Raw genomic sequence first — 13,512 nt, forward strand, 5'->3', positions numbered from 1 at the left:
TATGAGTTTGATACCGGAACTGAACAGCGACGCTAACGTGCTGATATGCGGAGCCAGCCGAGGTATCGGCCTGGCACTGTGCGCGGCGTTGCTTGCTCGCGATGATGTGGCTCAGGTATGGGCGGTGGCGCGAAAAGCCAGCACCTCCACAGAACTGGAAAAGCTTGCAGAGCAATATGGCCAACGCATCAAACGCGTCGACTGCGACGCGCGCAATGAACAATCCCTCGAAGCACTCGTGAGCGAGACGCTTGATGGATGCGATCATCTGCACCTGGTCATCAGTACGCTAGGCATCCTTCATCAGGACGGCGCAAAAGCAGAAAAGGGCCTGGCACAACTGACACTTGCGAGCCTGCAAGCGAGTTTCGCGACCAACACCTTTGCACCGATCCTGCTGCTCAAACACCTACTCCCGCTATTGCGCAAACAACCCTCTACTTTCGCTGCGCTCTCCGCGAGGGTTGGCTCTATTGGCGATAACCGCTTGGGTGGCTGGTACAGCTACAGAGCCAGCAAAGCAGCGCTCAACCAGTTGCTGCACACGGCCAGTATCGAATTGAAACGCCTCAACCCGGCCTCTACTGTCCTGGCAATACACCCTGGCACGACCGATACGGAGCTGTCTCAGCCATTTCAGGCGAACGTACCCGAAGGCCAACTGTTCGAACCGGCTTTCTCGGCGGAGCGCATCATTGAGGTGGTAGGCGCGCATGGCCCGACCGACAGCGGGACCTTTTGGGCCTGGGACGACAAGCCTATTGTCTGGTGACTTGTTTCACTGGTGAGGATGAAATTGCTGTAAGCCTGGGTCGGTCTGTCTGGCGGGCTGTTCCGGCCAGAAGTAGCCTGTCACTTTTCAAGTCCTCCTCGCCCTGCTTTCTGAACAACTGCCACAATCACAGCCATCAGCTCCTTTTTGGCGTCATCCGAAGAAATTTCTTCACGCGCTGCGGCGGCCGAAAGTGATTCAGCGCACCCTACAATTGCGTGCAGACTCGACAAACCCAGTTCCCCTGCTTTCAGGAATGGCGAGAACCACGTTCGGCACTTGATAAGGAACTTAGCCTCATATTCGCGTTTGATTTTCTCAAGCTCTGGTGTGCTGGATAGCACAGCAATAACACCCGCTATTTCATGGCCTTGAAGCAATACGCAGTCAACATAGGATGATGCTACGACGTTCGCTACGCCGTCGAGCGTGGCTTCACTGGCGGCTATCGCAATGTCCATGCGGGCTGTCTGGCGCTGATCAAAATCTTCGTACAAGGCCGCAAACAGTGCGGCTCTGGTAGCAAAATGGTCGTACACAACTGGCTTCGTAACCCCGGCTTGCTCGGCAAGTCGACCCAAGGTGAGCGCATCGGACCCCCTTTCCCTTACCAATCTCCACGCGACATCGAGCAACTGACGGAGGCGATCCTCTCTGATCATCCGCTGCCTTCTGGTGGGGTCTGCCTGATTTCGGTTAGACGTTGACATCTCTATATACCATTAGTAGATTGCGAGCATTACTTACCAAAAGTATATAGTCGGCAACCGCCCGCCTCAAGGCAACGGAAGGAATCGTAATGCACGTCCTCATCGTCATCGCTCATCCAGAGTCACAGTCGCTCACCCATTCCATCGCTGCGAGGGTGGCCAAAGGTATCGTACTAGGTGATTCTGCCTCAGTCGTAGAGGTCGCCAACCTCGCGCAAGAAGCATTCAATCCTTGCTTCACTGAGGCTGACCTGCAGGTACATCGCCACAAAGCCTCTCCCCCACTTGATGTTCAGCGAGAGCAAGCGCGTATAGAACGTGCCGCTACCCTCATCCTGGTTTACCCAATTTACTGGTGGTCCATGCCTGCACTTCTCAAGGGTTGGATTGACCGAGTGTTCTCCAATGGTTGGGCCTTTGATTTCGATCCAGAGGGCTCTCTTACAAAGAAGCTCGGAAAGTTGTCAGTACATTTGATAGGCATAGGCGGTGCTGATCCGTTGACCTACGAACGCCACGGCTACGGCACTGCTATGAAAACGCAGATGGACCAAGGCATCTTTGGTTATTGTGGGGCTGAAGTGCATATTTCGAAGCTATTGCTGAATAGCGAAAACTCAGGTGCCGTTCATGCTCTGGAAATGGCCGAACAGTTGGGACGCATTATCAGCAGCGAAGCCTCACCTTCAACGGCAGATACTGAAAGTCTCTAATATCGAGAACATGCCGGTCCCAACCTCAAATAGCGCTACTTTGATGTCCGCTTCGGACCGAGAGCAATCCTTCGCCAGTGTTAGCTTTCGCCCCATTACAACCGCTCGCCGATGATTACCATTTGACCCCACACCCAGGTGGTCAGGCACATGGCTTCGAGTCTCGACGAGGCCTGACGGGGTCGGTACGCACTGGCGATACGCCAAGATCAAGACGTACGCCGAGTGTAAAAATTAAAGTCTGGGCTACCCGCAACCCGGCTACCCAATCAGATGCGTTTGAAGGCGATGGCACTGCATAGGACATAGACTCTCTCTAAAAGCTGTTGCACACGCCTTACGACGGAGGCTTCATTTATGGACAATAAACTGACATCCAGGATCGCGATCATTACAGGTGCGGCTCAAGGGATCGGCGCCGCGATTGCGCGACGGTTTTTACAGGAAGGCTGCTTTGTTTACGTCACTGATATAAACGACGTACTCGGAAGAGAGACAGCAAGAGCATTGGGAGATCGTGCCTGTTATCTGCATCTTGATGTGCGCTGCGAAGAAGATTGGCAGCGAGTGACAGCGCATGTCGTAAAAGCGCACGGCCGCCTCGATGTACTGGTCAACAACGCGGGCATTACCGGGTTTGAGCAGGGCGCTGTCCAGCACGACCCAGAGCATGCGCGTCTGGAGGACTGGCAAGCCGTACATCACACCAATCTCGATGGTGTGTTTCTCGGGTGCAAGTACGCTATACGAGCCATGCGCCATACGGAAACGGGTTCCATTATCAACATCTCCTCTCGCTCCGGGCTGGTCGGTATTCCTGGCGCTGCTGCGTACGCGTCGTCCAAGGCCGCCGTTCGCAATCACACCAAGACGGTGGCGCTTTACTGCGCCGAGCAAGGATTGAAAGTTCGATGCAACTCGATCCATCCGGCCGCCATCCTCACCCCTATATGGGAGCCCATGTTGGGTGCTGATGCAGGTCGTGAAGAGCGAATGGCTGCACTTGTTCGAGACACTCCACTCAGAAGATTTGGTATGCCTGAAGAAGTGGCGGCTGTGGCCCTGTTATTGGCCACCGATGAGGCTACGTACATTACCGGCAGCGAGTTCAACATTGATGGAGGTCTGTTGGCGGGTTCGGCAGCGACGCCAGTGGTATTGGATGACAGCGAAACCTGAAAACTGCCCGCACGAATAGCTGCAATGGGTCGAAAGCTGTCTTTGGTGACGGGCAGCTCTAGACCCAAGATAGCCCTCCGCTTGGAGCCGCTAAGGCTAAACAGCCGCCGCATAACGATGTGCATCAACCCCGCCGCTTATAACCCCTTCGTCGGATAAGGCCCACTGCTATCAACGAGACGGCATTACTGGCGTCACACCACACTCTCGGTGGACCAACAGCAGGTAAGGAGCACGGCATGACCCAGACAGTCGACATCAAGGACGTCACCAATCCCACGGCGCTTGCGAACTTGCAAGTCGCGAGGGCCACTAGCCAGGTCAGTAACAACCCGATCGAACTCATCATCGTGCAGGGCACTCCTGGCAACGACTCCCTACGCGGTGGGCTGGCCAATGAACTGCTGATGGGTGGGGACGGTAACGACTATATAGTCAGCGGGGGTGGCAACGATGTGATGGTCCCCGGTGCCGGAGCCGACTCCTTGAGCGGCGGCGCCGGCAACGATGTATTCCGCTTCGAGCGCATCAGCGACAGCTATATCAATGGCGCAGGTGAGTCCACCGATTCCATCAGCTATTTTGACCCTGCCCACGATATTCTCGACGTGTCGGCCCTGGGCTATAGCCATTTAGGCAACGGCTATGGCGATACCCTGCACATTCGTAGCGAGCCTTTGCGCGGTATTTACTTTCTGGAAAGCTACGAGCGGGACCAGAACGGCCATCGTTTTGCCGTGCAGTTTCTGGCCAACAGCGGCGTTATTACCGATGCCAACCTGCAACCGCTGATCAACGGTACCTCGAAGAGCAACCTGCTGGTGGGCACCGACGGCAGCGAAACGCTCAAGGCCGGCGCTGGCCGCGACACCGTCGAAGCGGGTGCGGGCAATGACCGGCTATTCGGCGGCGCCGGCGGCGACACTCTGAGCGGCGGCGCGGGTGCCGACACCTTCGTGTATACCCGGCTCAGCGACAGCTACCGCAACGATGCCAGTGGCAGCTACAGCAGCCGCGACCTGATCACCGACTTCAGTGGCAACGGCCATGACATGATCGACGTGTCCGCGTTGGGCTTCACCGGGCTGGGTAACGGCTACAACGGTACGCTGAAGGTGGTTCTCAACCTCGCCGGCGATGCAACCGCGCTTAAATCATTAGAGGCCGATGCCAACGGTAACCGCTTCGAAATTCTGCTCAGTGGCAACCATGTCAATGAGCTCAACACCAGCACAGTGCTGTTCGCCCCGCCCAGTGATGCGACGGTTGTGACCAGCCCGCAGCCGATCACCCCGGTGAATCTGGCAGGCGGTGATAAGTCCGACACGCTTTATGGTTACTGGGGCAACGATACCCTGGCCGGTGGCGCCGGAAACGACATCCTCGAGGGCAACGCCGGTGACGACGTGCTGACCGGTGGGTTGGGCGCGGACAAGCTCACCGGCGGCACAGGCAACGACCGTTTCGTGTTCACTAGCAGCGCCGACAGCCATGCCGGCAGCAGCGACCTGATCACTGATTTCATCTGGGGCCAGGACAAGCTCGACGTCGCTGCGCTCGGCGTGACCGGTTTTGGCAACGGCCGCGACGGCACCTTGAGCATGACCTACGATGAAAACACTGACCGTACCTACCTGCGCAGTCGCGAGCCAGGCGCCGATGGGCATGCTTTCCAGGTCACGCTAGTAGGGTTCGACTACACGCGAGAGCTCACCAACGCCGACCTGGTGGTTGCCGATACGGCAGACGTGGCGCTGGTTGGTCAAACCGCCGTCGACCTCGCGAGCTGACATCACTTGAACAGCTCGCCCCACCTTTACTTGCCTGCTTTCGTGTCAGACACGAAAGCCCACTGAAACTTGGAACAGGCGCTCCCATTTCAGCTGATGCAACAAGCCAACGTAAATGACTGACTGCAAAACACCTCAAAACGTTGCGCAGTCGCCAAAATTATAAATAAAACTAACTAATTCTTGGCAATACAAACCTTTTAACCCAGAATTTACGGGCGTTCAATCGCTTGCTAGTGGTCTGAAAGCTACTCGATATAAGGAAATAAAATGGCGATGGTCTTCTGTCGTGGCTGCGCAAAGGAAATACATGAAACGGCACTCAACTGCCCGCAATGTGGCGCCAGTCAGGTCTCTGCAACTCCCGCGAAACAGCTACAACAGACTGGCTCTCCGTGGATGGCTATCGTCTCTCTGGTGCTGGGCATCCTCTGCTCGCTGGCATTGTTCGACGATGGTGAATGGGATCTGGATACCGTCGTCGGGCTCGGCATGTGCTCGATAGCCGGACTGGTTCTGGGCGTCATCAGCATCAACAAAAAGTTGCCTGGCAACGGAATAGCGATAGCAGGCACTGTCTTGTCAGCAGTATCGCTGCTGATATTTTTTGGATTAATAGCTAACTGATTTAGGGAAGAATGAGATGGTATTTTGTCGTGGTTGTGCAAAGGAAATCAGTGATGACGCTGGTACGTGTCCGCACTGCGGGGCTCCGCAGCTGGTTATTTCGCCAGCCAGTGCGAGCACCGATAACCCGCCTGCGTGGAGCTGGTATACAGAAGTTCTGAAAAAATATGCGGTGTTCACGGGCAGAGCACGCAGAAAAGAATACTGGATGTTTTTTCTGTTCAACATCTTGATCTCGATTGTCCTCGGCTTTATCGGCGGGCTGATAGGTGATGGCGGCATTATCGCTAACCTTTACTCCCTGGCCGTGCTGGTCCCAGGTGTCGCGGTGGGTGTTCGCAGGTTGCACGACACGGATCGCAGTGGCTGGTGGCTGCTGGTACCGATTGCCAACCTTGTGTTCCTGATTCAGGAAGGTCATCCAGGACCGAACCGTTTTGGGCCAAGTCCTAAGTAAAGACGGTGTGAAAATGTGGTCGTCTGGCCACATCTTCACAGGCTTTTCGCTGCCGCGCAGCCCATAGCCGGAGTCACTTTTATATGGACACCTCTGACGGAACGTTACAAGGCACATGCCATTGCGGCGCTGTACGATTTCAAGTTCGGCTTACTGACGGATTCAAGACCGTCCGGCGCTGCAACTGCTCCTATTGCCGCATGCGCGGTGCGATCGCGGTTTCAGCAGCCCTGGAGGATATAGAGATCACTTCCGGCGAGGCGATGCTCAAGCTCTATCAGTTCAACACCCTGCAAGCGAAGCATTATTTCTGCTCACAATGCGGGATATATACACATCATCAACGACGCTCCAACCCGGCTCAGTACGGAGTTAACGTGGCCTGCCTTGAAGGAATCAGTCCATTTGATTTTGAACTGGTTCCAGTCAACGAGGGGCGAATTCATCCTGCGGATAAAGCTGCTGGAAGCGGGTCGGACATCGCTGGATACCTACGCTACATCCCTGATACTACTTCCTGAGATGAGGTAAATCGCCCGAGCGATCTCAGTGACCGCGCTGATCGAACGCTACTGACGCGCGCCCGGAAAATCGCATTTTCTGAAAATAACCGGAAGCCCCGGGGAATCTGGCTTATCGTGTTACTACAGCGTATTGGAAGCCACTGCGCCGCTACGGAAAATAGGCTGAACTTGTAACGGGCACGATCTCTCTCAATAACTACGCACACCTGTTTATAAGGAAAATACCATGTCCAAACTCGCAGAATACCGTCAGCTGGAAAAGCATCTCGCCGAGCAACTCCAGGCACTGGAGACGATGAAAGGCGACCAGGGGCTCAAGAAGGAAATCGAGTTCGAAACCAAGCTGCGCAAGCTGCTTGAGCACTATGGCTTCAGCCTGAAGCACATCATCAATCTGCTGGACCCACAGACTTCGTCCCGTGGGCAGACCGTCGAGAAACCAGCGGGCAAACGCAAACCGCGCGAACTCAAGGTTTATAAGAATCCGAAAACCGGTGAAGTAATCGAGACCAAGGGTGGGAATCACAAGATTCTGAAGGAGTGGAAGGCGGAGCATGGTTCCGATGTTGTCGAGGGTTGGCTGAAGAAGTAAAGCCTTGCCTGTCGATTGATTCAGGGCGTCGACTCTTCACCGTTGGCGCTGTTGAACAGCCGACGCCGGGAACGATCCGCGGCGGCTGTTCGTCTGACCTGTATCGACTCACTGAAAAGGTACAGCGCAATGGACAAGACGATCACCGTGGACCAACTGGCTTCCACCGACCTTAGATCAGTCAACGAAATATGGCTCGGCGGTACTCATACCGAGCTATGTCTGTGGCGTGGCAAACAAGTCCCTACCCACGACATGCTCAGCGAGGGAACCCACGATCAGAACGCCCGGCGCCTGTGCCTGCAACTGGTCGACCCCGACGATAAGGCTGCATTAGCCAGCGTCGAGGCGCTCGTTCGTGACAGGCTGGAAAGGATGGGAAGCAAGGGCGAGTTTTATCCGGCTGAGAATGTGGACACTCACCAGTAATCATTCTGATTACACGCGATTCTGTAGGCCTTGGGGCTGTCTTGCCGGACTGTAGCTTTGTGACGCAGAGCGTCACGAACTGCGTGCCAACGCGGAGCATTGGCACGATGGTCATTTCAGCATCCCATTCAGGCCATGGCTGCGGAGCGCGCTATAAAACGCGCCCCTACCTTCGCTTTGCTCTAGTCCATACTCGAACGCGTGTGACCTCAAAAAACAACCCTTTCCCGCCATCTGGCAACGCCGTATTTGAAGCCCGGTACAGCCTCGCTTCATTGATGAGGCCGCATTCCCGATACCGCCGAACAGGTGTCGACCACAACGCTCCGGACCTCGCCAGATGGTCAATCCGCATTCAAAAAGAGTAACCCTATGAGACCCCAGACCTCCTTCATTTTCGACCTGGACGGCACGCTGACCGACAGTGTTTATCAAAACGTCGCCGCCTGGAAAGAAGCGCTGGATGCAGAAGACATCCCGCTTGCGATGTGGCGTATTCACCGCAAGATCGGCATGAGCGGCGGGCTGATGTTGAAATCACTGTCGCGTGAAACCGGCGTGAACATCAGCGAAGCACAAGCCGAACGGCTCAGCGAGAAACATGCTCAGGCTTACGAGCGGCTGCAAGGGCAGATCATCGCATTGCCCGGCGCTGTCGAGTTGCTGGAGACGCTCGACAAGGAAAACCTCAAGTGGTGCATCGCCACCAGTGGCGGGATCGATACGGCGACGATCAACCTGAAGGCGCTGAAACTGGACATCGCCACGATCAACATCGTTACGCGCGATGACGTGAGCTACGGCAAGCCCGATCCGGATCTGTTCCTGGCAGCCGCAAAGAAGATAAACGCACCGATCGACGAGTGCCTGGTGATCGGTGATGCGATCTGGGACATGCTGGCGGCGCGTCGCTGCAAGGCAACCGGCGTTGGCCTGCTGTCGGGCGGCTATGACATCGGCGAGCTTGAGCGTGCTGGCGCGTTGAGGGTGTATGAGGACCCGCTGGATCTGCTGAATCATCTGGACGAGATCGCTTCTCGGCCTTGAATCTACGGATTCATCGTTTCCAATCCAAGTGAGCAGCTCAACGTACCTGCAGGAACACGTTTGAGCTGTTGCATCACCTCAGTGCGACGGTTGTACTTCCTCAGCCCGGCAGAGTGCCGCCGCCCTCATCCGAGACGCTGTCGGCGTCGTCCACTTCCGGCTCACCTTCATCGTAAGTCTCGTCGTGTTCCGTACGCTTCTTCAACTCGTCGCCTTTTTTCGGGCCGACGCCGGGTCTGTTCGCGTTCATGGCGAGGACCGGGTCTGCTTCGCGGTCGTACTGGCCGAGTTGCGGGCTGGCGGGGTCTTCTTTGGGCACGCTGTCTGTGAGTATGTGATCGGTTGTCATGTCAGCCACCTTTTTCGTCTGCCAAATAATGTGGACGTGGCATTGGGCCGAGGGTTCGATTCAATCGATGAGCGTGGCTGCGCTCAGCCGCCAAACGATGCGTATTGCAAGGGCAGACCGGTGGTGAATTTGATCTGTTCCATGGCGAAGCTGGAGCTCACGTCGCTGATGCCGGGGATGCTGATCAGTTGCTTGTACACCGCGTCGTACCCTGCAATGTCGGCTACGACGATGCGCAGCATGTAGTCGGTGTCACCTGCCATGCGGTAGCACTCGACCACTTCAGGCAGCTCGCCGACAGCAGCGTGAAACTGTTCGAGCCAGGCGGCGTTGTGCTGGTTGGTGCGGATGGCGGCGAAGACGCTGACTGACACGTTCAGCCGTTGCGGATTGAGCAACGCGACCCGGCGGTCGATGATGCCGGCTTCTTCCAGCTTCTGGATACGCCGCCAGCACGCGGTACTGCCCAGGCCGATACGCTCGGCGATGTCCGCCACCGAACGAGTGCAGTCGGTTTGCAGGATGTCAAGGATTGCCCGGTCGAATTTGTCCATTAGCGGTTTCCTGCGTTAGTCGCTCTACATTGATCGTGCGAAACGATGGAGGTCTGACTGCGGTAACTATCGTGCCAATGCTCCGCGTTGGCATGCCTTTCGTGACGCTCTGCGTCACCCAGCGGTGCAGCACCTCGCACCCCGGATTGGACGCGGAGCGTCCAGAACTGCATTCCCACGCGGAGCGTGAGGAACGATAGGTGTCCGGCTCTGATTCCGCGCCTTACTCAGCATGACTATCGTGCCAATGCTCCGCGTTGGCATGCCTTTCGTGACGCTCTGCGTCACACGACTGTGCAGCACCTTGTACCTTGCACGCGTAGCGTGCGGAACAACGGATGTCTGGCTGCGATTCTGCGCCTGATGCAGCATCCTAGAATTTTTAATCGTAAAAATCCAAGTTTAAGCGAATAATTTTTCGCATTGGCTGCCCATGTCCGTGTAAATATCAAAAAATTTTCGCGTGCGGATCAGTAATCTTTCAAGCAGTCGGTCTGGTGATGCCAGCCCTTGATTTTGACTCGATTACAAAGCGAATTGCCCATGACCACCTCTGCGCTCTATCTGGATTACGCCGCTACCACACCTGTCGACGGACAGGTCATCGAAGCCATGGTTGCCTGCATGGGGCGCGAAGGTCATTTCGGTAATCCGGCATCCAGCGGGCACGGTTATGGGCAGGTGGCGCGGCAGGCCGTTGAACAGGCACGCGCGCAGGTGGCCGATGCGGTGGGTGCGCCTGTCGACACCATTGTCTGGACCTCCGGCGCTACCGAGTCCAACAACCTGGCGATCAAAGGCATCGCTCATGATGCCAGCGCGCCACGCCGGCACATCATCACCAGCGTCCTGGAACACAAGGCCGTGCTCGACACCGTCAGCACGCTGGAGCGTCAGGGCTTTCCCGTCACCTGGCTGAAACCGGACGCTCAGGGTCTGATCCAGCCTCACGCGGTACAGGCTGCCTTGCGCGAAGACACGCTGCTGGTGTCGCTGATGCTGGTGAACAATGAACTGGGTACGCTGACCGATATCGCCAGCATTGGCGCCCTGGTGCGCGAGCACGGTGCGCTGTTTCATGTGGACGCTGCGCAGGGCGTCGGCAAGGTGAAGGTCGATCTGGCGAGTCTGGCCGTCGACCTGATGTCGTTCTCGGCGCACAAGGCCTACGGCCCCAAGGGCATTGGCGCGCTGTACGTGGGCCCGCGTGCTCACTCGTTGTTGAAAGCGCAGATTCACGGCGGCGGACATGAAGGCGGCTTTCGTTCGGGCACATTGGCCACCCATCAGATCGTCGGCATGGGCACGGCCTTTGCGTTGGCGATCAGCCAGGCCGAAACTGAAAACCGTCGTATCGAAGAGCTGAGTCGTCACCTGCGCGAAGGCCTGTTGAGTCTGCCGGATGTGCAACTCAACGGCTGTCCGCAACAACGCATCCCGCACACCCTGAACCTGTGCATCACCCGCAGTGGCTTCACCAGCTCGCAGTTGTCCCACAGCCTGGCGTTGTCCTCGACGTCCGCGTGCAACTCGGCCAGCAATGCACCCTCGCATGTGCTGCTTGCTCTGGGCATGGACTCTGCCAAGGCCCTGGCCAGCGTGCGCGTCAGCCTCGGCCGCTACACCACGCAGGCAGATGTCGAGCGCGCCATCGAGGTGTTCAGCAAGGCGCTCAGCGCACCTGCTGCGTTCTGGTAATTGACGATACCTACAGGCCGCCCGAATCCAGGGCGGCTCTCTCCCGGCGCACCCGCGCCAATCTGCCGAGTTGATACCCGCCGGGGTCAGCGGCTGCGCCTTGCAGCCGCAAAAACTCGTGTCCAGATGAAAATGTACTCCTCCAGATACAAAAAGACACAAATTGGCACAGTTCTTTCAAGTGGAACGGTCGTGCCATAAACCAATGGTGCACGCTGCATTCATGGGGTGCCTACACGCACCAAAGTGCAGTTCACGGACGTCAGAGCGTCCACAAACAGTGCAGGGGAGCAGACCACAAGTCTTGCTGCCCGCCAGGAAAGGAATCTAGCTGTGCCCTATCAGCCTTGCGTCAGACCACCGTTACGCTGGCAATCCACACCTTGGGCAGCACCTGCCTCAAGCGATGCCTGCACGGTCGCTTCACCCTTGTCCCGATCTGCGCGTTGTTATTCGATGGCCCTGCACGTCTGGACTTAAGACATTTTGCGTGTGCCTTGAAAGTTCTGATGATGAATCAGGACCTGGCGCGCCCGTGCGCGTAAGAAGTACATAGCGGGCTGTTTTTAATTAAAAGACGGTCGACCTATAAAGAGTGGCCGACATTTTTTAAGTGGTTTCATTTTGCCATTATCTGCGAATGGCTTTTATTTCAATAACGATAACTGTCCACACAACCGACGTACCTACACGGAGCATTGTATTGATGAAGCGCTGATCAACTAACGCACCAACGTGATCCTCGTGACACAGTATTGGTGCATCAAGGAAAGTGACTTGCAGGTCATGATTTTCGAACGCGTCTGCTCAAGCAGAGGGTCATTGTTTGCCTGTTTTTTTGTTCGAAGTTTTATGCACGTGTGCAGGTTTGACGTCAATGAAACGGGGAATCGATAAAAAGTTATACGAATGCGACACCCGCTCTGCATCAATGGTTCCAGCCGGGGCGTTTTGGCACAGCGGTTGCAATGTAAGCAGTCAGGAACATCGCTGTACGTCCCCGTACATGACGATAAGAAGCAAGGATCTGCAATGCCAGTGCCCTGATTAAAGAAGTCTTTTGACCGTTTGAGTTCGCCGTGTGCGCACCCACCGCGTTGCCCTGCCCATCCACAATGTGCAGGTCTTCATCAATCGAACAGTGACCCATTGTTCGAGCGGAATCTTATTGCCCTTTAACTACCCGAGGGAGCGTTAATGAATGATGCGGTCATAATGAAAGCGGTCCCCTCTCCCTCGCCCGATGACACTTCGACGGCGTGGCAGGGTATTCCTTTCAGCGCCAATACGTCACGCCCGGGCGGCCTTAACAAGCCGCAAGTAATGGTGTTGATTGCTGCGTCGGTACTTATTCATGGTGTGATCTGGTGGTACATGCAAACGGCCCAGCCAGACGTGCCGGAAGTTGCGCCACAAGTTCCGGAAATGACCATTGAACTGACCAGTCCGACACCACCCGCACCGGAACCGCCGCCGCCCGAGCCACCACCTCCGCCGCCGCCTCCACCGCCTCCCCCCGAACCGGAACAACCGGTCGAGGACCCGGACGCGGTCGAACCGCCGCCCAAACCGGTGGAAAAACCCAAGGTCGAGAAGCCCAAGCCGGTCAAGAAAGTCGAACCGGTGAAAAAGCCTACGCCGCCTGCGCCAACGCCTGCCGCCGCACCCAGCCCGCCCGCGCCGCCAACACCTGCGCCCGCGCCGCCGGCACCTGCTGCGCCACCGGCTCCGGTCAAGGAAAGCGCTGCGGTATCCGGGCTCGCCAGCCTGGGCAATCCACCGCCGGAATACCCGGGGCTGGCCTTGCGACGCAGTTGGGAAGGTCGCGTGATTCTGCGCATCAAGGTGCTGCCCAACGGCCGCGCCGGGGCTGTCGAGGTGACCAAATCCAGCGGCAAACCGGTACTGGACGAAGCGGCCGTGGAGGCTGTGCGCAACTGGAAGTTCATACCGGCCAAACGCGGTGACACGCCGATAGAAGGCTTCGCGACGCAGACCATCGACTTCAAGTTGCCGGAATGATCCGGCGCATGACAACCGACTATTCAATTATCAAAGCTGGTGAGGTTTA

The 13,512-nt window shown here is 56.6% G+C and carries 15 protein-coding genes; 12 read left to right on the forward strand and 3 right to left on the reverse strand.

Annotated features, from left to right (window positions below; genetic code table 11):
• Position 1 precedes the first annotated feature (1 nt).
• Entirely contained in the window at positions 2-772 is a 771-nt protein-coding gene (locus KUIN1_RS00635; RefSeq protein WP_152091773.1) for an SDR family NAD(P)-dependent oxidoreductase, read from the forward strand.
• 80 nt (positions 773-852) lie between these two features.
• Here the strand turns inward: KUIN1_RS00635 and KUIN1_RS00640 are convergent, their stop codons facing one another.
• Positions 853-1,434 carry a TetR/AcrR family transcriptional regulator gene (locus KUIN1_RS00640; RefSeq protein WP_232060009.1) on the reverse strand — a complete coding sequence of 194 codons (582 nt, stop codon included), beginning with the start codon at positions 1,432-1,434 and terminating at the stop codon, positions 853-855.
• 137 nt (positions 1,435-1,571) lie between these two features.
• On the opposite strand from KUIN1_RS00640, the gene KUIN1_RS00645 reads away from it, so the two are divergent.
• From KUIN1_RS00645 to KUIN1_RS00685, 9 genes are all read left to right on the forward strand, one after another.
• The gene (locus KUIN1_RS00645; RefSeq protein ID WP_152091774.1) at positions 1,572-2,195 is read left to right on the forward strand and encodes an NAD(P)H-dependent oxidoreductase; all 624 of its coding nucleotides are present in this window, start codon (positions 1,572-1,574) and stop codon (positions 2,193-2,195) included.
• A gap of 357 nt (positions 2,196-2,552) precedes the next feature.
• Complete coding sequence (locus KUIN1_RS00650) at positions 2,553-3,374, forward strand: SDR family oxidoreductase (RefSeq protein WP_011266208.1); 822 nt, start codon at positions 2,553-2,555, stop codon at positions 3,372-3,374.
• Between the two features lie 239 nt (positions 3,375-3,613).
• The gene (locus KUIN1_RS00655) at positions 3,614-5,164 is read left to right on the forward strand and encodes a M10 family metallopeptidase C-terminal domain-containing protein (RefSeq protein ID WP_152091775.1); all 1,551 of its coding nucleotides are present in this window, start codon (positions 3,614-3,616) and stop codon (positions 5,162-5,164) included.
• 270 nt (positions 5,165-5,434) lie between these two features.
• Entirely contained in the window at positions 5,435-5,791 is a 357-nt protein-coding gene (locus tag KUIN1_RS00660; protein ID WP_003318145.1) for a DUF4190 domain-containing protein, read from the forward strand.
• A 16-nt stretch (positions 5,792-5,807) separates the two neighbouring features.
• Positions 5,808-6,248: a DUF805 domain-containing protein gene (locus tag KUIN1_RS00665; RefSeq protein ID WP_152091776.1), complete on the forward strand. Its 441-nt coding sequence runs from the start codon at positions 5,808-5,810 to the stop codon at positions 6,246-6,248.
• Between the two features lie 83 nt (positions 6,249-6,331).
• Positions 6,332-6,769 carry a GFA family protein gene (locus KUIN1_RS00670; RefSeq protein WP_104722992.1) on the forward strand — a complete coding sequence of 146 codons (438 nt, stop codon included), beginning with the start codon at positions 6,332-6,334 and terminating at the stop codon, positions 6,767-6,769.
• Between the two features lie 229 nt (positions 6,770-6,998).
• On the forward strand, positions 6,999-7,364 hold the full coding sequence (locus KUIN1_RS00675; RefSeq protein WP_003401678.1) for a histone-like nucleoid-structuring protein, MvaT/MvaU family: 366 nt from the start codon (positions 6,999-7,001) through the stop codon (positions 7,362-7,364).
• Between the two features lie 129 nt (positions 7,365-7,493).
• Complete coding sequence (locus tag KUIN1_RS00680; RefSeq protein ID WP_003401679.1) at positions 7,494-7,793, forward strand: hypothetical protein; 300 nt, start codon at positions 7,494-7,496, stop codon at positions 7,791-7,793.
• Between the two features lie 372 nt (positions 7,794-8,165).
• Entirely contained in the window at positions 8,166-8,840 is a 675-nt protein-coding gene (locus KUIN1_RS00685) for an HAD family hydrolase (RefSeq protein WP_058398379.1), read from the forward strand.
• 100 nt (positions 8,841-8,940) lie between these two features.
• On the opposite strand, the gene KUIN1_RS00690 is transcribed toward KUIN1_RS00685, so the two are convergent.
• Both KUIN1_RS00690 and KUIN1_RS00695 read right to left on the reverse strand, forming a co-directional pair.
• Positions 8,941-9,189 (reverse strand): hypothetical protein, encoded by a 249-nt coding sequence (locus tag KUIN1_RS00690; RefSeq protein WP_024640064.1) that lies wholly within the window; start codon positions 9,187-9,189, stop codon positions 8,941-8,943.
• An 83-nt stretch (positions 9,190-9,272) separates the two neighbouring features.
• Positions 9,273-9,743 (reverse strand): Lrp/AsnC family transcriptional regulator, encoded by a 471-nt coding sequence (locus KUIN1_RS00695; RefSeq protein ID WP_002555835.1) that lies wholly within the window; start codon positions 9,741-9,743, stop codon positions 9,273-9,275.
• Between the two features lie 543 nt (positions 9,744-10,286).
• Between KUIN1_RS00695 and KUIN1_RS00705 the strand changes: the two genes are divergently transcribed.
• Together KUIN1_RS00705 and KUIN1_RS00710 are read left to right on the forward strand one after the other, a co-directional pair.
• On the forward strand, positions 10,287-11,441 hold the full coding sequence (locus KUIN1_RS00705; RefSeq protein WP_162887168.1) for a cysteine desulfurase family protein: 1,155 nt from the start codon (positions 10,287-10,289) through the stop codon (positions 11,439-11,441).
• 1,197 nt (positions 11,442-12,638) lie between these two features.
• Entirely contained in the window at positions 12,639-13,463 is an 825-nt protein-coding gene (locus tag KUIN1_RS00710; RefSeq protein WP_011266216.1) for an energy transducer TonB, read from the forward strand.
• Positions 13,464-13,512: the final 49 nt, after the last annotated feature.

Source organism: Pseudomonas sp. KUIN-1, assembly GCF_009176725.1.
GTDB classification, from domain to species: domain Bacteria; phylum Pseudomonadota; class Gammaproteobacteria; order Pseudomonadales; family Pseudomonadaceae; genus Aquipseudomonas; species Aquipseudomonas fragariae.